The organism is Stenotrophomonas sp. HMSC10F07 (genome assembly GCF_001807895.1).
Taxonomy (GTDB): Bacteria; Pseudomonadota; Gammaproteobacteria; order Xanthomonadales; family Xanthomonadaceae; genus Stenotrophomonas; species Stenotrophomonas sepilia.
Genome location: NZ_KV791326.1, coordinates 28919 through 51211, shown reverse-complemented (window position 1 = coordinate 51211; position 22293 = coordinate 28919). Strand labels below are relative to the sequence as shown.

The window sequence follows — 22293 nt, the reverse complement described above, 5'->3', positions numbered from 1 at the left end:
CTTCTGTAGAGCCGAGCCCATGCTCGGCTGCTGTCGCACGATCAGCCGAGCATGGGCTCGGCTCTACAACGAAGGTCACGGCAGCTTCGCGATCACCTTGATCTCGAACTGGAACCCATACAGCCAGGTCACACCGATACCGGTCAGGGTCGGGTGCGGCGCCTCGCCCCAGTACTCGGGCACGATCGCCCAGGCCTTCTCGAAGTTCTTCTCCGGATCGACCAGGAACACGGTCACGTCGATCACGTCATCGAAGGTGCAGCCGGCGGCAGCCAACACCGCATTGAGATTCTCGAAGGCGCGGCGCACCTGGGTTTCGAAGTCCGGTTCGGGCGAGCCGTCCTCGCGGCTGCCGACCTGGCCGGAGACGAACAGGAAACCGCTGGATCGGATCGCCGGCGAGTAGCGGTTGCGCTCGTACAGGGCCTGGCGGCCGGTGGGGAAAACGACATCACGCTGTGACATGGGAAGGAATCCGTGGGAGAGAACGCCATCCTCCGCGCCAGTCCTGTCTGGATAAACCGCGATGATCGGCCTAGATTGATTGCCAATCCCAAACAATCATGGCCCGCCATGGACCGTTTCGAGGCGATGCGGGCCTTTGCCCGGGTTGTGGAAACCGGCAGCTTCACCCGCGCCGCGCAGACCCTGCAGATCAGCCGCACCACGGTCACCCAGCTGGTGCAGCAGCTGGAGGCACACCTGCGGCTGCGCCTGCTCAACCGCACCACGCGCCGGGTCAGCGTCACCGCCGACGGTGCGGCCTACTACCCGCGCATCGCCCGCCTGCTGGCCGAGCTGGAAGAGGTGGAGGGCGGGCTGGGTGACGCAGCCAGCCAGCCGCGCGGCCGCCTGCGGGTGGATGTGCCCGGACCCTACGCGCGGTTGCGGCTGGTGCCGGCACTGCCGGATTTCCAGGCGCGCTACCCGGAGATCCAGCTGGACATCGGCGTCAGCGACCGCGAGGTTGACGTCATCGCCGACAACGTCGACTGCGTGATCCGCGGCGGCACCCCGGCCGACCCGGCGCTGGTGGCGCGGCCGCTGGCGGCGCTGCCGATCGGTTTCCACGCCAGCCCCGGCTATGTGCAGCATTTCGGCCTGCCGACCGACCCGCGCGCGCTGGAAGGCCCCGATCACCACATGGTCGGCTTCCTCAGCCCGCGCAGTGGCCGGGCGAGAGTATTCAGCGCACAGCGCGGCGATGAGCGCGTAGAAGTGCAGGGCCGCTACACGGTCGGTTTCGACGACGGCAACGCCTATCTGGCGGCGGCGCTGGCGGGGCTGGGCGTGGTCGCGCTGCCCAGCTACATGGCCGCGCCGCATGTGGCGCGTGGCGAACTGCTGCCGCTGCTGCAGGACTGGCGGCTTCCACCCATGCCGATGCATGTGATGTTCCCGCCGAACCGGCACATGAGCCAGCGGCTGCGGGTGTTCATCGATTGGGTGGTGGAAGCGTTGGGGTGATGCACACGCACCTGTAGAGCCGAGCCCACGCTCGGCTGCTTCTCGCTCCAACGCTCAAGGCCCGCGCTTCGCGCGTGAGCCGAGCACGGGTTCGGCTACAGGGAGGGCTTCCTGCTGCAGGCATGCGAAAATCATCGCGGCACGCAACAGGAACCATCGCCACGCATGAATCGCATCGTCGCACTGGACACCGAAACCACCGGCATCTCCCACCGCCTGGGGCACCGGGTGATCGAAATCGGTGCCGTCGAACTGATCGACGGCCAGCTCAGCGGCCGCCAGTTCCACACCTACCTGCAGCCGCAGCGCAAGGTGGACTGGGGCGCACAGCGCGTGCATGGCATCAGCGATGCGATGCTGGTGGGCAAACCGCTGTTCTCCAGCAAGGCCGCCGAACTGCTGGACTTCCTGCGCGGCAGCGAGATGGTCGCGCACAACGCCACCTTCGACGTGGGTTTCCTGGACAACGAGCTGCGCCTGGCCGGCATTCCCGGCACGCTGGCCCAGCACTGCCGCATCACCTGCAGCCTGAAGCTGGCGCGCGGGCGCTGGCCCGGCCAGGGCAACAAGTTGGACGATGTGCTGCAGCGCCTGCGCATCCCCGGCAACCGGGGCCTGCACGGTGCGCTCAAGGATGCCCATCTGCTGGCCCAGGTGATTCCGCACCTGCGCTGAGGCTTGCCCGCTGTTACATCGGCCGTAACCAGCGCTCGATCATCGCCACGCCACAGGCCACCCCGTCCTCATGGCTCATCGCCACGCCCAGGGCCGCCACGCGCGCGCGTGTTGCGTCGGCTTCTGCGAAGGTGATGGCTGCTGCCAGCGTTGCTGCATCCAGTCGCTTCGGTGACAACGGTGCCGGTGCCACGCCCAACCGACACAGGCGATCGGCCCAGAAGAACTGATCCGCAGCGAACGGCATCACCAGCGAGGGAATGCCGGCGCGGCAGGCCGAATGCGTGGTGCCGCTGCCACCATGGTGGATGGCGAGTGCGCAATGCGGGAACAGTGCTTCGTGTGGCGTCGGGCCGAGCACGAACACATCTGCTGGCAGCGCACCCGTCGGCAATCCGGCCCACCCTGGAAACAGCAGCACCCGGCGCGGTGCCAGCGCCTGCAGCAGGGCCGGCAGTACGCGCTCGCGATCGAATCCGGTCATGCTGCCAAAGCCCAGATAGACCGGCGGCGGCCCGGCATCGAGGAAGGCCTGCAGATCGGCCGGGGGCGCCCAGGGCACATCAGGAAGCCGCCATTGGCCACAGACGATGTGGTCGGCCGGCCAGTCCGCCGGTGGCGGCAGCAGCTGCGGTGAGATGCCATAGAGCATCGGCAGGCCGGACCACAGCGCGCGGCGCGGCGATTGCCCCAACTGCTGGCGTGCCGCGTTGATCGGCCGGCGGAACTGGCGCCAGATCAGGCCGTTGACCCACCCGTAGCTGGCCCGGTTCAACCAGCCCGGCGAGCGTCCGGGCGGCAGGAACGGGGAGCGGAAGGCGCGCGTCGGGGTCAGCGGAATCATGCCGCTGCCGATGACGGGAATCCTGCGGCGTTCGCCCACGCTCATGCCGACGAAGGCCGCCAGGCCACCGGTCAGAATCGCATCGCAGCCTTCGGCGGCGGCATCGGCCTGGCGCATCCAGCCGCTGACATGCTGCAGCGCCATCCGTGCCAGGCCGGTACTGGCGGCGGCAACGCCGTTGCCACGCGAGACCAGTGCGACCACGTCGTCATGGATGTCACCTTCAAGGGCCGCGTGGGGCACATCCAGTGCCTGCGCGCTGCCCAGGGTGCCGCCATCGGCCAGCAGTGTCACCGCGTGGCCTGCGCCGATCAGCCCATGGCAGAGCATGGCCAGGGGACGTGTGTCGCCTTCGGTTCCGTAGGTCAGGGCCAGCAGCCGCATGGCAAGCTCCGCAGTGGTCCGGGCCAGTATGCCGGTTGGCGGAGTGCCCCGGTCCTGCCGGTTCAGTCCCCGCCTGTGGGTAACTTGCGCAAGTGCTTGAACCGGTGCATAATGCGCGGCTCGCTGTGTCCGGTTTTCTACCGGGCGGCGTCCCCGGGAGCACGTCCCCGGGCCGCCCAACGCCAGCGTAACCCTTTGATTCTCTTGACGTGTGGTGGGCAACCATCGAGGCCGCCGTCTCCCGGGCTACGGGCTGACAACTACTACTATCGAGGTGCGCAATGTCCCGCGTATGCCAGGTTTCCGGCAAGCGAGTGCAGACGGGTAACAACGTCTCGCACGCCAACAACAAGACCCGTCGTCGTTTCCTGCCGAATCTGCACGAGCGCCGTTTCTGGGTGGCCAGCGAGAACCGCTGGGTCAAGCTTCGTGTTTCCGCGCATGCACTGCGCACCATCGACAAGAACGGCATTGATTCCGTTCTGGCTGAGCTGCGTGCGCGCGGCGAAAAGGTCTGAGGAGTAAAGCATCATGGCAGGCAAGCGCGATAAGGTCCGTATGATTTCCTCGGCCGGTACCGGCCACTTCTACACCACGGACAAGAACAAGAAGAACACCCCGGGGAAGATGGAATTCCTGAAGTACGATCCGGTCGTGCGCAAGCACGTCCTGTACAAGGAAGGCAAGATCAAGTAATCCGCACGGATTGCTGATCCCCGCGAAGAAACCCGCCCTTGTGGCGGGTTTTTTCTTGCCCGGCATCCAGATGTGGGTGCCGACCGTTCGGCCATTGCCTGCATGGCGCTCAACGGCCGCCGCCATGCCGATTCGGTAGGACAGCTGTGCGAGGTGCCGGTGCGGCACTGAGCCATTCTGTAGAGCCGAGCCCACGCTCGGCTGCTCTGCGGTCGGGCCGAAAGGCAGTCGAGCATGGCTCGACTCTATAAAGGCCGCTGGGCAAAATGGCCCATCACCTCCCGACGGGCGACACGATGCTGTTCGAGTGGTTGCTGGGTTCCTACCTGCTGCTGATCGACTGGCTGATCCGGCTGGTCGCGCTGTGCTGGATTCCCACCCGCACCACGCCGGGGGCGGCGCGCAGCTGGCTGCTGCTGGTCGGCTTCGTGCCCCTGCTGGGGCTGCCGTTGTACCTGCTGTTCGGCCACCCGTGGCTGTCGCGCGAGCGCATCCGCCGCCAGGCCGAGGCCTCGCAGGTCATCCGCGAGGAACAGGCGCTGCAGCATCGCCTGCGCTGGACACCGCAGCCGGACACCGCCAGCGCCGAAATCGTGCCGCTGGTGCAGCGCCAGGGCGATTTCATGCCGGTGCACGGCAACGCCGTCGACCTGCTGACCGACTACGACGAATCGCTGCACACGCTGATTGCCGACATCGACCAGGCCGAAGACCGCGTGCACCTGCTGTACTACCTGATGTTCGATGACGCGGTCGGCGAGGCCATTGTCGAGGCCCTGCAGCGAGCGGCTGCACGCGGCGTGCAGTGCCGCGTGCTGCTCGACGCGGTGGGCGCCAAGCGCGGCCTGCGCGCCTATCGCAAGCGCCTGCAGGCGCGCGACATCGAGGTACGCGCGATGCTGCCCGGTGGCCTGCGCTGGCGCCGCAGCGGGCGCATGGACCTGCGCAACCATCGCAAGATCGCGGTGATCGACAACGAAGTGGCCTATGTCGGTTCGCAGAACCTGGCCGGCCCGCAGTTCGTGCCCGGCCACCCGAACCGCGAGCTGGTGGCGCGCGTGCGTGGCCCGGCAGTGGCGCACCTGGAAGCGGTGTTCGCCAGCGACTGGTACATGGAAACCGGCCAGCGCCTGGACGTGATAGTCGATGTGCCCGAGTGCAGCGACGACATCGCCACCCAGCTGCTGCCAAGCGGCCCGGCCTATCCGTACAGCAATGCGCGCGATGCGGTGGCGGCGCTGATCCACCTGGCACGGCGACGGCTGGTGATGGTCACGCCGTATTTCGTGCCTGACGAAGCTACGCTCAGCGCGTTGCGCATTGCGGCCTTGTCCGGTGTGCAGGTGCAGCTGATCCTCTCGGCCAGCAACAACCAGCGGCTGACCTCGTGGGCGCAGGAGGCGTACTACGACGAGCTGCTGCGCTGTGGCGTGCGCATCGCGCTGTACGAGCCGCAGTTCCTGCACGCCAAGCACATGAGCGTGGACGAGGACATCGCCGTGCTCGGCTCGATCAACATGGACATCCGCTCATTCGCGCTGAATGCCGAGATCGGCCTGGTCTGCTACGACCGCGCGCTGGTGCAGCAGCTGTGTGCGATCGAGGATGGCTACCTGCGCGAGTCGCGGCAGCTGGACCTGCAGCAGTGGCGCAGCCGCCCCACGTGGCGGCGCAGCCGCGAAGGCATCGCACGGCTGGCCGATGCGTTGATGTGAGGCGGCGGCAATCGCCCACTTCGGCAACCCGGCCCGTCATCGCCGATGGCCTACAATCGGCGCATGACTGATTCACCGCGTAATGGCGAACTGGACCTGGCAATCATCGGTGGTGGTGCGGCCGGGGTGCTGGTGGCGATCCAGGTACTGCGCCAAGCCAAGGCGCCACTGGCGTTGGCCATTCTCGAACCGGCTTCGCAGCTGGCCCAGGGCATCGCCTATGCCACGCCGTGGCCGGAGCACCTGCTGAACGTGCCGGCGGCGAAGATGAGTGCGTTTGCCGACCAGCCCGGCGATTTCCTCGACTACCTGATGGCCGCCAACGCCTACCCGGGCGAGGCGCGCGAGGTGCTGGGCGAGCGTTATGTATGCCGCCACTACTTTGCGGCCTACCTGCAGCAGCGCCTGCAGGAGGCCGCTGCGGCCAGCCCGGCGCAGCTGCAGGTGATCGCGCAGCCGGTGCTGGGCCTGCAGCCGGATGACCATGGCTACCGGCTGACACTTGGCGATGCCCAGACGCTGCACGCCGTGCAGGCGGTGCTCGCTACCGGCAACAGCATGCGGCCGCTGCCGGTGGCCGGTGCCGAGGCACTGCCCGCCGATGATGTGATCGAGGCCTGGGACTACGACGGCGTGCGTACCCTGGCCGGTGAGCAGGCCGTGGCCATCGTCGGCTCCGGCCTGAGCATGGCCGACACCGTGCTGGCGCTGGTTGCCGCCGGCCACACCGGCCCGCTGCACGTGATCTCGCGCCATGGCCTGCTGCCGCTTCCGCATGCGCATGGCGGCCTGCCCACGTTCGACCCGGCCACGCTGCTGCCGATGCGCCTGCGCCAGCGCCTGCGCGCATTGCGCGGGTTCGCTCGCCAGGCGCAGGCCGACGGGCTGCCGTGGCAGGGCGTGATGGACCGCATCCGTCCGCATGGACAGGCGCTGTGGTGCAGCCTCGACGCGGCCGACCAGCGCCGCTTCCTGCGCCATGTGGTGCGCTACTGGGACGTGCATCGCCACCGCATCGCCGAAGAGGTCGACGCACAGCTGCAGGCGCTGATCGAAAGCGGCCAACTGCGCATTCACCGGTCCCGCCTGCAACGCGTCGGCCGCGAAGGCGATGCCCTGCGGCTGTCGGGTCGCGATGCCAACGGCAATGAACAGCACTGGACGATCGGCGGCGTGGTCAACGCCACCGGCGTGGAAACCCGCGCCAGTGCGCTGCGCAATCCGTTGCTGCAGCAGCTGCAGGCCGAGGGCCTGGCACGCCCCGGCCCGCATGGGCTGGGCCTGGACAGCACGGTGCCGGGCGACCGCTTGCGTGCTGCCGGTGGCCAGCCGCAGGCACGGCTGGGCGTGCTCGGCAGCCTGCGCATCGGCAGCCTGTGGGAAAGCCTGGCGGTGCCTGAACTGCGCCAGCAGGCGCTGGCGCTGGCCAGCCAGGTGGTCGCAGGAGCCGCGACGGCGATGCCGTAAAATGGAGGCATGGATGTCTCCCACCTGCTTGATGGCCTGAACCCGGCCCAGCGCGAAGCCGTCTCCGCTCCCCCCGGCCACCACCTGGTGCTGGCCGGTGCCGGTTCCGGCAAGACCCGCGTACTCACCCACCGCATCGCCTGGCTGCATGAAGTCGATGACGTGCCGACCCACGGCATTTTCGCGGTGACCTTCACCAACAAGGCGGCCGGCGAAATGCGCCACCGCATCGACGCCCAGCTGCCCCATGGCAGCCGTGGCATGTGGATCGGTACCTTCCACGGCCTGGCCAACCGCCTGCTGCGCCTGCACTGGCAGGACGCCAAGCTGCCAGAAGGCTTCCAGGTGATGGACTCGGACGACCAGCTGCGGCTGGTCAAGCGCGTGGTGCAGGCGCTGGAGCTGGACGACGGCAAGTACCCGCCCAAGCAGATCGCGTGGTGGATCAACGCGCAGAAGGACGAAGGCCGCCGCCCGCAGCACATCCAGCCCGAACCGCACGATGCGTGGCTGGAAACCATGCGCCAGGCCTACATCGAGTACCAGGCACGCTGCGACCGCGCCGGCCTGGTCGACTTCGCCGAGCTGCTGCTGCGCGCGCATGAACTGCTGCGCGACAACCCGGCGTTGCTGTCGCATTACCGCGCCCGCTTCCGCGAGATCCTGGTGGACGAGTTCCAGGACACCAACGCCATCCAGTACGCCTTCGTGCGCGTGCTGGCCGGCGATTCCGGCCACGTGTTCGTGGTCGGCGACGATGACCAGGCCATCTACGGCTGGCGTGGCGCCAAGGTCGAGAACGTGCAGGGCTTCCTGCGCGACTTCCCGGGCGCACAGACCATCCGCCTGGAGCAGAACTACCGTTCCACCGCCAACATCCTCGGCGCTGCCAACGCGGTGATCGCGCACAACCCGGACCGCATCGGCAAGCAGCTGTGGACCGACAGTGGCGACGGCGAGCCGATCGACCTGTATGCGGCGTACAACGAGATGGACGAAGCGCGTTACATCGTCGAGCGCGCCCGCCAGTGGGTGCGTGATGGTGGCAGCTACACCGAAGTGGCCGTGCTCTACCGCAGCAATGCGCAGTCGCGCGCGCTGGAAGAAGCGCTGCTGAGCGAACAGGTGCCGTACCGCGTGTACGGCGGCATGCGCTTCTTCGAGCGTGCCGAAATCAAGGACGCGCTGGCCTACCTGCGCCTGCTGTCCAACCGCAACGACGACACGGCCTTCGAGCGCGCGGTCAACACGCCGACGCGTGGCATCGGCGACCGCACGCTGGACGAAGTGCGCCGCGAGGCGCGCGCGCAGGGTATTTCGTTGTGGGAAGCCACCATGCTGGTCACCCAGGGCAGCGCGCTGGCCGCACGCGCGCGCAATGCACTGGCCGGCTTCCTGGGGCTGGTCAACGAGCTGCAGGCGCAGACCGTGCACATGACCCTGGCCGAGCGCGTGGACCACGTGCTGGCCCGCTCGCAGCTGCGCGAGCACTGGAGCAAGGAAAGCCGCAACGCGCTGGACTCGGAATCGCGTACCGACAACCTCGACGAACTGGTCTCGGTCGCCTCGCGCTTCGTGCGCCGCGTCGACGACATCGAGGAAGTGGGTGAGGACATGGATGAGCTGGTCGCGTTTCTGGCTTACGCCGCGCTGGAGGCCGGCGAGGGCCAGGCGCAGGCGGGCGAGGACGGCGTGCAGCTGATGACCCTGCACTCGGCCAAGGGCCTGGAATTCCCGCTGGTGTTCCTGGCCGGCCTGGAGGAAGGCCTGTTCCCCAGCGCACGTTCGCTGGAGGAAAGTGGGCGTCTGGAAGAAGAGCGTCGGCTGGCCTACGTGGGCATTACCCGCGCGCGCCAGAAACTGGTGCTGAGCTATGCCGAATCGCGCCGCATCCACGGCCAGGATAACTACAGCCTGCCATCGCGCTTCCTGCGCGAGATTCCGCGCGAGCTGCTGCACGAAGTGCGCCCGAAGGTGCAGGTCTCGCGACCGGCCTCGCTGGGCAGCAGCCGGGTGATGGGCCATGCCTCCATCGAGTTGCCACCGATCAAGCTCGGCGCACTGGTCACCCATCCCAAGTTCGGCGAAGGCATGGTGACCGACTACGAAGGCAACGGCGCCCACGCCCGCGTGCAGGTCGAGTTCGCCGACGCCGGCAGCAAGTGGCTGGTGATGGCCTACGCCAACCTGACGGTGATCTGATCACCGTCGAGGGGCGGGATACCTGTAGAGCCGAGCCTATGCTCGGCTGCTTGTACCGGGAAAACCCAGCCGAGCATGGGCTCGGCTCTACAAACGCGGTCGGTCGTCAGCCGGTGGTGAACGTCTCTACGGCTGCCACCAACCGCGCTCGGTCCATCGCTTCTTCGTCCTGGCGGTTGCGGATCAATACGTAGTGGCCTTCCTCCGGCGACAACACCTCGATCACCTCATTGCGATAGTTGGTGATCTCGATGAAGCCGCTGCTCACTCCGTTGAGGTTGTCGATCTCGGCCATCAACGTCTCCAGGCTCACGATGGCGCCGTCCTTGTCCGTTCCGCCGCCAGTGCGGGGATTGTCGAGGTACACGCTTATCTTCGGCTGCCTGGTCCTATGCCAGTTGTTGACGTCAACGATGTGATGTGTGGACCACCTGAAATCCTCTGCTGATTCGTTGCCGTTGAACTCACACCGGAAGATCGGCAGGCATAGGAACAGCTCCGTGCGCTTCTCGATCCGATTCAGAAGCCCGTGATAGGTGCTGGGAACCGCCATCGCATGAGTGAACCCATAGGCGTTGGAAGGAATCTCGAAGATCGTTGGCCCATCATGTGAAAGATGGTGCGGTGCGTTCAGCACAACGCTGGCGGCGAATTCCGGATCATCGACATTCCTGGATGCGATCGCGAGGTCATGTCCTTCGGCGTTCCTTATGCAGCAATAGAGCATGTACGTCGCGACTACGTACTTGCTGAAGTAGCAGCCGTGGGCCTCGGCTACCTCCGCGAACGTCGTTAACAGGTCATCCCTGGTGATCATGCGCATCTGGATGGTGGAAAAGCACATGATGGTCTGCTGAAGGTCTTCCGGCCATGCAACTTGTCTGAAAGCACCTGGATGGGGTCAGAGCCCCTTTCCGTTGGAAAAGGGATCCTACCCCGATACGCTGCAGCCATGACCCGCAACGTGCTCTTCCTCTGCAGCCAGAACCGCCTGCGCAGCCCCACTGCCGAGCAGGTGTTTGCCGATTGGCCGGGCATCGAAACCGCCTCGGCCGGGTTGCTGGCCGACGCCGAGGAAGTGCTCAGCCCCGAGCTGCTGCAGTGGGCCGACCTGGTGTTCGTGATGGAGAAGGCGCATCGCAACCGGTTGTCCAGCCGCTACAAGGCCTGGTTGAACGGCAAGCGGGTGATCTGCCTGGATATTCCCGACGACTACGACTACATGGACCCGGTGCTGGTCGAGCTGCTCAAGCGCAAGGTGGCGCCGTTCCTGCGCTGACGGGCTGTTGTAGAGCCGAGCCCATGCTCGGCTGCTTCTGGCGGGAAAAGCAGCCGAGCACGGGCTCGGCTCTACAATAGGCGGCACTTCTTCCAGGAACGCCCCATGACCGAACCCGCGCTCCACGTCACCGTGACCTTGAATGCCCGGCTGCAGCCCGAACATCGCCACGAGCTGTTCGAAGACCCGCTCGATGCGCTGCTGCAGGCGGCCAATGTCGGCGAGATCACCGGTGGCGGCACCGCGATGTCCGACGACGGCGAGGTCGAATACGGCGATATCGAAGTGGCACTGGTCGACGTGGCCGGGGTGCCCAAGCTGATCGACCTGCTGGAGCAGCTGGGTGCGCCGAAGGGGTCGAAGATCCAGGGGGCAGGCGAAGCTGATCGCAGCTTCGGCGTGACCGAGGGCCTGGGCATCTACCTGGATGGCCTGAACCTGCCGGACGAGGTCTACGAACAGTGCGATTCCAACCACGTATTCGAGCAGCTGTCCGGGAACATCGATGGCCTGGGCGAGATCTGCAGCTGGTGGCAGGGCCCGACCGAAACCGCACTGTACATGTACGGCGAATCGTTCGAGGCGATGCGTGATGCGATTGCCGAATTCGTGTCCAGTTATCCGCTGTGCCAGAACGCACGCGTGGTGCAGATCGCCTGAGCGACATTGTTGTGGAGCCGAGCATGGGCTCGGCTCTACAGAAGTGGGCCGGCCGAGCGCGTCCCTCGGACCACGCGACGGTGCGCACGGGCCCCTGCACAGCGCCGGATTGATCCTGCTCAAGGCGCCGCCTCCACATCCGGTGTGCAATGGTGGCGTTCCCATCTGGCAGACCGCCACGGAGCCCCACCATGTACAAGCGCATCCTGATTGCCACCGACGGGTCCGAGCTGGCCGACAAGGGCCTGGCCAAGGGCCTGGAGCTGGCCAAGGACCTCAACGCCGAGGTCGATATCGTGACTGTCTCCGAGCCGTGGGCCGTCGGCATGTACGACGCCATGGGCTGGAGCGTGGGCTACATGAACAGCCCGGAATACAAGGCTGACCGCGAGGAAGGCGCGCAGAAGGTGCTGCAGCCGGCGCTGGCCAAGGCCGCCGAGCAGGGCATCACCGCCAACCCGGTGCACGTGCTGGACCGCTACGCGGCCGACGGCATCATCGAGACGGCGGCCGAGCGCAACAGCGACCTGATCGTGATGACCTCGCACGGCCGCCGTGGCGTGACCCGCGTGCTGCTGGGCAGCCAGACTGCCGAGGTGCTGGCACGCAGCACGCTGCCGGTACTGGTCATCCGCTGATCCATACCCGCAGATTCAAGCGTTCCCGGGGAGGGACCCGACGCCGGCCGCAGGATGCGCGCCGGCGTTGTTTTTTGTAGGGGGCTGGGGTGAATCCACGCATGGCGTGGATCTACTGGATCGCAGGGATCCGACCCGGTCACCTCACCAGCTGTACAGCTTCCAGTAGACCGGCGACACGCCATCCTTGTCGTTGTCGAATCGGCCATCGCCGTTCTTGTCGTACATGTAGAACGGGGCACCGCGCGACGGGGTCACCTTGACCATGCGCAGCTGGCCGGACACACGGTATTCCTCGATGACATCGCCGTTGTCCATGGTACGCCTGGACACATCCGCGCCCTTGACGTCCACCGGGGGAGCACCCGCGCCACCCATGCTGGCGCAGCCAGCGAGCAGGAGCAGGGAAGCCAGCATCAGGGTCTTCATCGGCGGGGGCCTTTGCCTGGAAAGAGCCCTGATTATGCCCCATCGCGGTGTGCGCGCCGTGTCGCCGCGGTGCAGGCACGGGCGCGTAGAATCGGCGCATGAGCAGATTAGTCCTGATCGACGGGTCCAGTTACCTGTACCGCGCGTTCCACGCGCTGCCGCCCCTGTCCAATGCACAGGGTGAACCCACCGGCGCGCTGTTCGGCGTGGTCAACATGCTGCGTTCGACGCTGAAGGAGCGCCCGGCCTACGTCGCGTTCGTGGTCGATGCGCCCGGCAAGACCTTCCGTGATGACCTGTACGACCAGTACAAGGCCAATCGCCCGCCGATGCCCGATGAACTGCGCAGCCAGGTCGAGCCGATGTGCCGCATCGTCGAAGCGCTGGGCATCAGCATCCTGCGCATCCCCGGCGTGGAAGCCGACGATGTGATCGGCACGCTTGCGCTGCAGGGCCTGGCGCAGGATCTGAAGGTGACCATTTCCACCGGTGACAAGGACTTTGCCCAGCTGGTGCGGCCGGGCATCGAACTGGTCAACACCATGACCGGCAGCCGCATGGATTCCGACGCGGCGGTGATGGACAAGTTCGGCGTGCGCGCCGATCAGATCATCGACCTGCTGGCGCTGATGGGCGACGCGGTCGACAACGTGCCGGGCGTGGAGAAGTGCGGGCCGAAGACCGCTGCCAAGTGGCTGGCCGAGTACCAGCACCTGGACGGGGTGATGGCGGCCGCGCCGACCATGAAGGGCAAGATCGGCGAGAACCTGCGCGCTGCGCTGGAACGCCTGCCGCTGAACCGCGAATTGGTGACGATCCGCACCGATGTGGAACTGGAGGCCAGCCCGACCACGCTGGCGCTGCGCGAGCAGGATGTTCCGGCGCTGACCGAGCTATATACGCGCTATGGTTTCACCCAGGCGCTGAAGGAGCTGGGCGCGCCTGTGCCGGCACCGGTGGCCGCCAGCGAGGCGACCCCGAGCCTGCGCGGCACTGCGGCCGGCTTCGCGCGTGGCAGCGTCGAGGCGCCCGCCGCCGGCACGCTGGATCCGGCACTGTCCGCGCCGGGTGAATACGAGACCGTGCTGACCAGCGGGCAGCTGCAGGCCTGGGTCGAGCGCCTGCAGCAGGCCGAGCTGATCAGCTTCGATACTGAAACCGATGCGCTGGACGCGATGCGCGCGCGCCTGGTCGGCGTCAGCCTGGCTGTCGAGCCGGGCAGGGCGGCCTACATTCCGGTCGGCCACGATTACCCGGGTGCGCCGGCCCAGCTGCCGATGCAGCAGGTGCTGGATGCGCTGCGGCCGGTGCTGCAGGACCCGGCGAAGAAGAAGCTGGGCCAGCACGGCAAGTACGACCTGCATGTGCTGCGCCGCCACGGCGTGGAGGTGCAGGGCTACCACGACGACACCATGCTCGAGAGCTTCGTGCTCAACTCCACCGCCACCCGCCACGACATGGATTCGCTGGCCCTGCGTTACCTGGGCTACACCACCCTCAAGTTCGAGGACGTGGCCGGCAAGGGCGCCAAGCAGATTCCGTTCTCGCAGGTGGGCATCGACGAAGCCAGCCGCTATGCGGCCGAGGACGCCGACATTACCCTGCGCCTCCATCGCGCGCTGCAGCCGCAGCTGCTGGCCGAGCCGGCGCTGGACAGCGTGTACCGCGACATCGAGATGCCGCTGGTGCCGGTGCTGACCAGCATTGAAGCCAACGGCGTGCGGATCGACACCGACGAACTGCGCCGCCAGAGCCAGGACCTGTCCTCGCGCATGCTGGCCGCGCAGCAGAAGGCCACCGAGCTGGCCGGCCGCAGCTTCAACCTGGATTCGCCCAAGCAGCTGCAGGCGGTGCTGTTCGACGAGCTGAAGCTGCCGGCGGTGGTGAAGACCCCGAAGGGCCAGCCCAGCACCAATGAAGAGGCACTGGAGGCAATTGCCGACCAGCACGAGCTGCCACGGGTGATCCTCGACTACCGCGGGTTGGCCAAGCTGCGCAGCACCTACACCGACAAGCTGCCGGAGATGGTCAACCCGGACACCGGCCGGGTGCATACCAGCTACCACCAGTCCGGTGCCGCCACCGGCCGCCTGTCCTCATCGGACCCGAACCTGCAGAACATCCCGATCCGCACCGAGGACGGCCGCCGCATCCGCCGCGCGTTCGTGGCGCCGGAGGGCTTCCAGCTGCTGGCCGCCGACTATTCGCAGATCGAGCTGCGGATCATGGCCCACCTGTCCGAGGATCCGGGCCTGGTGCGCGCCTTCGAGCAGGGCGCCGACGTGCACCGTGCCACCGCCGCCGAGGTGTTCGGGCGCACGCTGGAGGAGGTGACCCCGAACGAGCGCCGCGCCGCCAAGGCGATCAACTTCGGCCTGATGTACGGCATGAGCGCCTTCGGCCTGGCCCGCAATCTGGGCATCGACCGTGGCCAGGCACAGGACTACGTGGCGCTGTACTTCAGCCGCTATCCGGGCGTGCGCGACTTCATGGAGCGGATGCGCCAGCAGGCCCGTGACCAGGGCTACGTGGAAACCCTGTTCGGCCGCCGCCTGTACCTGAACGACATCCACGCCCGCAACCAGGGCCTGCGTGCCGGTGCCGAGCGCGCCGCGATCAACGCGCCGATGCAGGGCACTGCCGCCGACATCATCAAGCGTGCAATGGTGGATGTGGACCAGTGGCTGCGCGACAGCGGGGCACCAGCGCGGATGATCCTGCAGGTGCACGATGAACTGGTCTTCGAAACCGAAAGCAGTTTCGTTGAAGACCTGCGTTTGCAGGTGGTGGAGCGCATGTCGCAAGCGGCCAAACTGCGAGTGCCGCTGGTGGTCGATACCGGCGTCGGCAGCAACTGGGATGAGGCGCACTGACGGAATTCAGGCCGAAAACGACGTGAATGTGTTCATGAGTCGGGGGTTTCTGACTCGACCATGAATGTTGCCCCGATTGAAATTCATTAAATGGGGCCCCTTCACGAACCGTTAGTGTTCGGAGTGCTTCTATAACTCCCGACAGGCGCAATGCCTGTTGTGGATCTCTCCCATCCCCTGGAGCAGATCTCGGAACGGGGACTCCTCCCCAAGTGCCCGTTCCCCGGCCCCGTTGACCTCCCCCTGGTCAGCGGGGCTTTTTATTTGCGCGTATGGAACACACTGGGGGTCAGATCCCTTTACCCGCCGGGCAAAGGGATCTGACCCCAGGTGCTAGGCTGGGCCACCGTTCCGCAGGGGAAGACCATGCCCGACCTGTTCGCCCTGGCCATGCCGTGGTGGGAATTCATCCTGCGCGCGGTGGTGGTGTATGTCGTGGTGCTGGGCATGGTCCGGCTGGGCGGCAAGCGGGCCCTGGGGCAGATCACGCCCTTCGACGTGCTGCTGATCGTGCTGCTGGGCAACGCGGTGCAGAACGCGCTGCTGGGCGCTGACACCTCGCTGGGCGGCGGCCTGCTGCTGGCGGCGACCCTGATCCTGCTGAACTACGGGGTGGGCTGGCTGACCACCCGGAACCGGCGGATGGAGCGGTTGATCGAAGGAGAACCCACCGTAATCGCGCGCGATGGTCGCCTGTTCGAGGCGGTACTTCGCCGCGAGCTGATCAGCCGCGCCGACTTCGATGCCGCGCTGCGCCAGCAGGGCGGGCTGCAGATTGAAGACGTGCAGATTGCCCTGCTGGAGACCACCGGGCACATCACCATCATCGCGCGGAAGGGCAGCTGACCAGCGCCGAGCCCACGCCCCGCGCGACGGCACCCCTCAGAGCCAGTCGCGCGGCACCAGATAGTCTGCCAGGCGCGATTCGGGGCTGCCCGGTTCGGGCGAGAAGCCGTATTCCCAGCGCACCCGCGGTGGCAGGCTCATCAGGATGCTTTCGCTGCGGCCACCGCTCTGCAGCCCGAACAGGGTACCGCGGTCGTAGACCAGGTTGAATTCCACGTAGCGGCCGCGGCGGTACAGCTGGAACTCGCGTTCGCGTTCACCATGGGGTGTGTCCTTGCGCTGCTGCACGATCGGCAGGTAGGCGTCGAGGAAGCCATCGCCGACCGCGCGCAGATAATCGAAATCGCGCTCGAAGTCGCCGTGCAGGTCGTCGAAGAACAGGCCACCGACGCCGCGCGTTTCGTTGCGGTGGCGCAGGAAGAAGTACTCATCACACCAGCGCTTGTGCGCGGCGTAGCGTTCGTCGCCGAACGGCGCACACAGATCGCGTGCGACCCGGTGCCAGTGCTGCACGTCCTCGTCGAACGGATAGAACGGGGTCAGGTCGAAGCCGCCGCCGAACCAGCTGGCCACCACTTCACCGTCGCGCTGCGCCTGGAAGAAGCGCACGTTGGCATGGGTGGTCGGCACGTACGGGTTGAGCGGGTGGAACACCAGCGACACGCCGGTGGCGCGCCAGGAGGCGCCCGCCAGTTCCGGGCGGTTGGCCGAGGCTGACGGTGGCAGGCGGCTGCCAGCCACGTCGGAGAAGCCGATGCCGGCCTGCTCGAACACCGCACCGTCGCGCAGCACGCGGGTACGCCCGCCACCGCCCTCGGCACGCTGCCACAGGTCTTCCTGGAAGCGGGCCCGGCCATCGACGGCCTCGATCGCCGCACAGATGCGGTCCTGCAGCTCGGTGAGGTAGGCGCGAACGCGCTCGAATTCGTTCATGGCGCGTACTTTACCGCAGGGCCCGGCCAACGCCGCGGACAGGCCCTGGCAGGCTCAGCGCTTGCGGTTGGTAGTGCGCGGCGCCGGAGCGTCGTCCACGGCCGCTTCATCAACCGCCTTCTGCAGGGCACCGCCCAGCGTGATCAGCTCCCAGTTCTGGGTTCCGAGCACATCGCAGGCCACATGCAGGCCGCTGCGGTCGGCCTCGCACAGTTGCCCCAGGATGGCGCGTGCATCCACGTCCGCCCCATTGCCCTGCGCGGTGACCAGGTTCTCGCACCCTTCGCGGACGCCGGCGCGGCAGACCGTGGTGTAGTGCTCTGCGGCCTGCAGCCAGTGCCCGGACAGCGCCAGCCGGTTGCCGAGTATGTTGCAGCCCTGCAGCTTGCCCTGCGCACAGCAGGCGTCGGCGCCGTCCTCGTTGGCCAGCGCCAGTGGGCAGTCCTGTGGCAGCGGCAGTACCGTGTACTGCTTGGGTGCGCTGCACCGGGTGGCACCCTTGCCGGTGGGGGTGAACACCTGGAAGCGGGTCCAGGTATCCAGGCCCAGCAACTGCCCGCCGGGCAGCGGGCGCAGCACGAAGTCGCCGCCCCTGTCGTGGCGGATGCGGATGTCGCCCTCTTCGACGCGCGCGCGAAGGTGGCTGTTCCAGCCCACACCGACCAGGCCGTCGTCGCCGAAATCCAGCGTGTCCATCAGGCCGCCGTCGGACCGGTAATCACCGCAGGGCAGGACCGTTGCCGGCTGCGGTTGCAACGATGCACCCACCGCCTGCAGCGCTGGCAGGCGCTCGCAGGTAGCGGTGTCATTGCCGGAGGTGCAGGCCGCAGCCAGGGCCTGCACCGCCTGCTGGGGATCTCCCGCCTCCCAGGACAGCTCGGCCACGCGGGTGCAGAAACTGCCGTCCGGTACCTCGCGGCACAGCCGCAGCAACTGTTGCCGCTGCTCAGCCGGAATGATCACCGGCACGGTCGGCGCCGTCATCGTCACCATGGCTTCGGTCATGGCTGCGGTCATCGCGGCCTTGACCAGCTTCTCCTGCACTGCGGGGTCGGCCTCGAGTGCGGCGGCACACGCCGGGGTTCCCTGGTCGAAGCCACCGTCGTCACAGGCGGCGGGGAGTCTGATGCCGGACAGGGCGGCGTCGAGCGCCGCCTTTGCCAGGGCGGGATCGGCCTCGACCGCAGGTTTGGCTTCCTCGTGCCAACGATCAGCCAGTTGCAGGCACATGCCGGGCACGCCTTCCCGGCACCCTGCTTCCAGCGCGGCCGGGGTCGCTTCGCGACGGTTGTCCAGGCACGCCGCCGCATCGGCCAGGCAGCTGCCTTCAGCCGGGGTGGCGGCTGCGGCGCATTGTGCGGGGGCCTGCAGGGTGTAGACCGTGCCATCCACCTCGACCGTGCGGCCACGATCGCGCACTTGCAGCACGCTGGGCAGGCCGTACTCCAGGTTCACCAGCTGCAGCTTTCCGTCGATCTGCTGGAACGCGACCGGCGTCGGTGCGCTGCCGAAGTGCTTCTGCTCGCCGCGGTTCGGCGAGCTGATACGCAGCGTACCGCTGCCTTCGTCGGCCTTGAACAGGCCGCATTGCGGTGATTGTGCGGCGGCCACCGGCGCGGCCAGCAGCAGCGCCCAGGCCAGCCAGTGGCGGTACGGTGCGAGTGAGAGCATGTCGTCTCCTTGACGATCAAAGGCAAAACGCCGGGTGCTGCCGGAGGCCGTGGCCCACGCCCGGCAGAACTCAGTGGAAGCGCGCGCGCACGTCGGGGCGCAGCAGTCGCCAGGCCAGCCAGCCCTGCAGGCCGAGAAGCACGAACGACATGCCGACCACGGTCAGCGTGATCAGCCAGCGTTTCAGCTGCAGCTCCTGCAGCAGGGCCGGGTCATCGGCCAGCAGCGGAATGAAGTCGCCCATGAACAGGTCCAGCCACCAGGCGGCTGCGAAGTTGGTCAGGGCACTCAGCAGCAGCAGTACCACGAAGCTCCACAGGCCCCAGCGACGTTCACGCAGCAGGCCCCAGCTGGACACGGTCGAGGCCAGGCACAACAGCGCGACGACCATTGACGCGGCCACCGGGTGCGCCAGCAGCCAGACCAGGCTGTGCAGCTGCTGTTGCTGCACTTCGCTTTCCACCAGGCGCCACAGCCTGAGGTTCTGCAGCGGCCACAGCACCAGTCCCTGCAGCACGAAGTAGATCGTCAGCAGCAGTGACAGCCAGAACGAAGCCTGTGCGACCGGGCGCACCCAGGCGTGATACGCCGGGGAAAGCGGCGAGGGGATCGACGGGATCGACATTGACATCCGATGTCCTTGCAGTCGGCGCCCGCCTGCTCAGCGGGCCGTCGCCCGGGTGGCGACGGCCGGCAGGATATGGTGTTCGCTCAAGGGTGCCAAGGGCAGGCCATGCGGCGGTTGCAGCGGCACCCAGGCCAGTTCGGCAATTTCGGCGCGCGCCTGCGGCGCACCGTCCACCTGCACCCACCACGCCTGTGCCTGCACGCGGTGGCCGGGCTCGTTCACAGCCCAGTCCTCGAACGTGCCCAGCGCGATGGCGGCATCGGCGCGCAGCTGCACGCCCAGTTCCTCGTCCAGCTCGCGGGCCAGCGCCTGCAGGGGCGCCTCGCGGGGTTCGGGCTTGCCACCGGGCTGGATGAAGCGGCGCGCACCCTGCTTGCGCACCACCAGCGCCCGGCCGCGGTCATCCAGGATGACCGCAGCCACGATCCGGATCGTGGCTGCGGCATTTGTCACTTCAGGTTCTGCTCGAACAGCTTGAGGATGCGCTTGTACTGGTCCAGCCAGGAATCGGCACGCACATAGCCGTGGCGTTCCAGCGGGTACGGGGCGATCGACCAGTTGTCCTTGTGCAGTTCGATCAGGCGCTGGGTCAGGTTCACCGAGTCCTGGAAGAACACGTTGTCATCCATCATGCCGTGGGCGATCAGCAGGTTGTCCTGCAGGTTCTGCGCGTACTCGATCGGCGAGGACACGCGGTACGCCTCCGGGTCGATGTCCGGGGTGTTGAGGATGTTGCTGGTGTAGCCGTGGTTGTAGTTGTGCCAGTCCACCACCGGGCGCAGCGCCGCGCCGGCCTTGAAGGTGCCCGGCGCACGGAACAGCGCCATGAAGGTCATGAAGCCGCCATAGGAACCGCCGTAGATGCCGGCGTGGTCGCGGTCACCCTGCTGGGTGTCGACCAGCCAGTCCAGGCCGTCCTTGTAGTCTTCCAGTTCAGGGTGGCCCATGTTGCGGTAGATCGCCGTGCGCCAGTCGCGGCCGTAGCCCTCGCTGCCGCGGTAGTCCATGTCCAGCACGATGTAGCCCTTCTGCACCAGCAGGTTGTGGAACATCTGCTCGCGGAAATAGGCCGGGTAGCGCTGGTGCACGTTCTGCAGGTAGCCGGCGCCGTGCACGAACATCACGATCGGGTACTTGCGGCCCGGTTCCTTGTTCTCCGGTTCGTAGTACTTGGCCCAGACCACGCCGGCACCATGCTTGGACGGCACTGCCACCAGCTTCGGCTGGATCCACTGGCGTGCCTTGTAGTCGGCGGTGCGGGTGTCGGTCAGCACGCGCGCCTGGCCACCGGCACTGGGCAGCACCGCCAACTGCGGCGGCAGGTAGGCGCCGGAGTAGCGCACCAGCAGCTGCTGGCCGTCCGGCGACAGCGAGAAGTCTTCCACGCCGTTGAGGCTGGTCAGCTCGCGCACCTGGCGGTTGCCGGTGTCGACCGCGCAGACTTCGTAGTCATGCGGCGCCTGCTGGTTGCACAGGAAGTAGAAGCCCTTGCCATCGGCCGACGGCACCGGTGCCGAGGTTTCCCACTTGCCGCTGGTCAGCGCCTGCGGCTTGGCGGTGCCGGCCTGGGTGTACAGGTGCGAAAAGCCCGATTCCTCGGACAACAGCCACAGCGTGCGGCCATCGGCCATCCAGCCGAAATCGTTGAAGCCCCAGTTGATCCAGGCGTTGTCGGTCAGGCGGTGGCGGTTCTGAACGCGGCCGTCGGCGGCGTTGACGCTGATGATCCAGCGGTCCTTGTTGTCGTTGGCACGCAGCATCACCGCGGCCTGCTGGCCGTCGGCGCTCCAGCGGATGCCGCCGCCCATGAAGTCGCTCATCACCTGCACGCTGCGCTCGCCCTTCAGTGCATCCTTGCCGGCCTTGCGGCGCAGTTCGGCCAGCGGGTCGGTGCTGATGCCCGGCAGGCCGGACAGCGAGACCTTCTCGGCCTTGCCGGTGCGCACGTCCACGTACCACAGGGTGTGTGGCTCGAAGCCGTTGCGGCCGACGCGGGTGCGGGTGTCCTCGGTTTCCTCGTAGCCCGACTCGGTCACGTACAGCGGCATCTTGCTGGTGCGGCCGTCGTCGAAGTCCTTCGGCTTGGTCACCACGATCAGGTGGGTCAGGTCCGGCGACAGCACGCTGTCACCGATCTCGACGTCGGCGCCCAGGTAGACCGGGCCCGGTGCGCGGGTCGGATCCGCCTGGCGCCAGCGCTGGTCCTGGTCCTTCAATGCCTCGCGCTGCTCGCGGTCGCGGCGCAGGGTTTCAAGCGTGCGCAGCTGCTGGTCGCGGAGCACGTCGGCCTTCGGCGGCGTGCGCGGGTCCTTCTCGGCCTTCAGGCTGGCCACCTGCTGCACGCCGCTGGCGGCGGTCCAGTGGAACCAGTTCTGGCCGACGCGCCAGATCACGCCGTTGTCGGCCGCGAAGTTCACATTGCCCGCGCGCTCGTTGCTGCGGGTCAGCTGGGTCAGCGCGCCACTGCGCAGGTCGCGCACGAACACATCGCCATTGCGCACGAAGGCGCTGCGGCTGCGGCTGCGGTCGTAGACCGGATCGGCGACGTCCAGGGTACCGCGCTGGTCATCGGCCACCTGCGCGGCCACGCCGCCGGCCACCGGCTGGCGGAAGGTGTCGCGCACCGGGCTGCCGTTGCGCTTGAGCTGGTATTCCACCTGCTGGCTGTTCCACGACCACCAGGCCTTCTCGACCGGCGGACCGATCCAGTCCGGGTCGGCCATGGCCTGTTCGATGGTGATCGGCGTCGGCGCGGCATGCGCGGCCGGTGCGGCCAGCACGGCCGACAGCAGGAGGGACAGGGGCAGCACTCGGGACATGGGCGGACGGCACCAGAAGAGGAAACCGGGCAAGGGTAGCAGCCGTCCGGGCCGGGGGCAGGGGCCA

The 22293-nt window shown here is 67.2% G+C and carries 21 protein-coding genes; 12 read left to right on the top strand and 9 right to left on the bottom strand.

The window, feature by feature from the left end; genetic code table 11:
• Positions 1 to 75: 75 nt before the first annotated feature.
• Complete coding sequence (locus HMPREF3114_RS02370) at positions 76 to 465, bottom strand: RidA family protein (RefSeq protein ID WP_053498809.1); 390 nt, start codon at positions 463 to 465, stop codon at positions 76 to 78.
• A gap of 108 nt (positions 466 to 573) precedes the next feature.
• Here HMPREF3114_RS02370 and HMPREF3114_RS02365 point away from each other — a divergent pair, with 108 nt between their 5' ends.
• Together HMPREF3114_RS02365 and dnaQ are read left to right on the top strand one after the other, a co-directional pair.
• Entirely contained in the window at positions 574 to 1467 is an 894-nt protein-coding gene (locus HMPREF3114_RS02365; protein WP_070488939.1) for a LysR family transcriptional regulator, read from the top strand.
• Between the two features lie 165 nt (positions 1468 to 1632).
• Complete coding sequence (dnaQ, locus tag HMPREF3114_RS02360; RefSeq protein WP_005420353.1) at positions 1633 to 2142, top strand: DNA polymerase III subunit epsilon; 510 nt, start codon at positions 1633 to 1635, stop codon at positions 2140 to 2142.
• Between the two features lie 13 nt (positions 2143 to 2155).
• On the opposite strand, the gene HMPREF3114_RS02355 is transcribed toward dnaQ, so the two are convergent.
• Complete coding sequence (locus HMPREF3114_RS02355; RefSeq protein ID WP_053498317.1) at positions 2156 to 3370, bottom strand: glycosyltransferase; 1215 nt, start codon at positions 3368 to 3370, stop codon at positions 2156 to 2158.
• A 281-nt stretch (positions 3371 to 3651) separates the two neighbouring features.
• Here HMPREF3114_RS02355 and rpmB point away from each other — a divergent pair, with 281 nt between their 5' ends.
• From rpmB to uvrD, 5 genes are all read left to right on the top strand, one after another.
• On the top strand, positions 3652 to 3888 hold the full coding sequence (gene rpmB / locus HMPREF3114_RS02350; protein ID WP_005411638.1) for a 50S ribosomal protein L28: 237 nt from the start codon (positions 3652 to 3654) through the stop codon (positions 3886 to 3888).
• Between the two features lie 10 nt (positions 3889 to 3898).
• Complete coding sequence (gene rpmG, locus HMPREF3114_RS02345) at positions 3899 to 4066, top strand: 50S ribosomal protein L33 (RefSeq protein ID WP_169411268.1); 168 nt, start codon at positions 3899 to 3901, stop codon at positions 4064 to 4066.
• A gap of 296 nt (positions 4067 to 4362) precedes the next feature.
• Positions 4363 to 5781 (top strand): cardiolipin synthase, encoded by a 1419-nt coding sequence (gene cls / locus HMPREF3114_RS02340; RefSeq protein ID WP_053498319.1) that lies wholly within the window; start codon positions 4363 to 4365, stop codon positions 5779 to 5781.
• Between the two features lie 45 nt (positions 5782 to 5826).
• A complete protein-coding gene (locus HMPREF3114_RS02335; protein WP_053498321.1) occupies positions 5827 to 7248 on the top strand; it encodes an FAD/NAD(P)-binding protein in 1422 nt (473 codons plus the stop codon).
• A gap of 9 nt (positions 7249 to 7257) precedes the next feature.
• A complete protein-coding gene (uvrD, locus tag HMPREF3114_RS02330) occupies positions 7258 to 9450 on the top strand; it encodes a DNA helicase II (RefSeq protein WP_053498322.1) in 2193 nt (730 codons plus the stop codon).
• Between the two features lie 106 nt (positions 9451 to 9556).
• On the opposite strand, the gene HMPREF3114_RS02325 is transcribed toward uvrD, so the two are convergent.
• A complete protein-coding gene (locus HMPREF3114_RS02325; protein ID WP_229766016.1) occupies positions 9557 to 10294 on the bottom strand; it encodes a hypothetical protein in 738 nt (245 codons plus the stop codon).
• 108 nt (positions 10295 to 10402) lie between these two features.
• Here HMPREF3114_RS02325 and HMPREF3114_RS02320 point away from each other — a divergent pair, with 108 nt between their 5' ends.
• The 3 genes from HMPREF3114_RS02320 to HMPREF3114_RS02310 all read left to right on the top strand — a co-directional run bounded on the left by HMPREF3114_RS02320 (position 10403) and on the right by HMPREF3114_RS02310 (position 12027).
• Positions 10403 to 10729, top strand: a complete 327-nt coding sequence (locus tag HMPREF3114_RS02320) for a low molecular weight protein tyrosine phosphatase family protein (RefSeq protein ID WP_053498324.1) — start codon at positions 10403 to 10405, stop codon at positions 10727 to 10729.
• Between the two features lie 105 nt (positions 10730 to 10834).
• Positions 10835 to 11389: a hypothetical protein gene (locus HMPREF3114_RS02315; protein ID WP_053498326.1), complete on the top strand. Its 555-nt coding sequence runs from the start codon at positions 10835 to 10837 to the stop codon at positions 11387 to 11389.
• 191 nt (positions 11390 to 11580) lie between these two features.
• Positions 11581 to 12027 (top strand): universal stress protein, encoded by a 447-nt coding sequence (locus HMPREF3114_RS02310; protein ID WP_005420335.1) that lies wholly within the window; start codon positions 11581 to 11583, stop codon positions 12025 to 12027.
• A gap of 144 nt (positions 12028 to 12171) precedes the next feature.
• Here HMPREF3114_RS02310 and HMPREF3114_RS02305 read toward each other — a convergent pair whose 3' ends face one another.
• A complete protein-coding gene (locus HMPREF3114_RS02305; RefSeq protein WP_049443782.1) occupies positions 12172 to 12456 on the bottom strand; it encodes a DUF2782 domain-containing protein in 285 nt (94 codons plus the stop codon).
• Between the two features lie 98 nt (positions 12457 to 12554).
• Between HMPREF3114_RS02305 and polA the strand changes: the two genes are divergently transcribed.
• Together polA and HMPREF3114_RS02295 are read left to right on the top strand one after the other, a co-directional pair.
• Positions 12555 to 15329 (top strand): DNA polymerase I, encoded by a 2775-nt coding sequence (gene polA, locus HMPREF3114_RS02300; protein WP_053498328.1) that lies wholly within the window; start codon positions 12555 to 12557, stop codon positions 15327 to 15329.
• A gap of 366 nt (positions 15330 to 15695) precedes the next feature.
• Complete coding sequence (locus HMPREF3114_RS02295) at positions 15696 to 16175, top strand: DUF421 domain-containing protein (protein ID WP_053498330.1); 480 nt, start codon at positions 15696 to 15698, stop codon at positions 16173 to 16175.
• A gap of 36 nt (positions 16176 to 16211) precedes the next feature.
• Here the strand turns inward: HMPREF3114_RS02295 and hemF are convergent, their stop codons facing one another.
• From hemF to HMPREF3114_RS02270, 5 genes are all read right to left on the bottom strand, one after another.
• Positions 16212 to 17108: an oxygen-dependent coproporphyrinogen oxidase gene (gene hemF, locus HMPREF3114_RS02290; protein ID WP_049415973.1), complete on the bottom strand. Its 897-nt coding sequence runs from the start codon at positions 17106 to 17108 to the stop codon at positions 16212 to 16214.
• Positions 17109 to 17162: 54 nt separating this feature from the next.
• Positions 17163 to 18779, bottom strand: a complete 1617-nt coding sequence (locus HMPREF3114_RS02285; protein WP_053498332.1) for a hypothetical protein — start codon at positions 18777 to 18779, stop codon at positions 17163 to 17165.
• A gap of 70 nt (positions 18780 to 18849) precedes the next feature.
• Positions 18850 to 19410: a hypothetical protein gene (locus HMPREF3114_RS02280; RefSeq protein WP_032954647.1), complete on the bottom strand. Its 561-nt coding sequence runs from the start codon at positions 19408 to 19410 to the stop codon at positions 18850 to 18852.
• A 30-nt stretch (positions 19411 to 19440) separates the two neighbouring features.
• A complete protein-coding gene (locus HMPREF3114_RS02275) occupies positions 19441 to 19860 on the bottom strand; it encodes an NUDIX hydrolase (protein WP_053498334.1) in 420 nt (139 codons plus the stop codon).
• The gene (locus HMPREF3114_RS02270; RefSeq protein ID WP_065177831.1) at positions 19857 to 22226 is read right to left on the bottom strand and encodes a S9 family peptidase; all 2370 of its coding nucleotides are present in this window, start codon (positions 22224 to 22226) and stop codon (positions 19857 to 19859) included. Before HMPREF3114_RS02270 ends, HMPREF3114_RS02275 begins: the two co-directional genes overlap by 4 nt.
• Positions 22227 to 22293 lie beyond the last annotated feature (67 nt).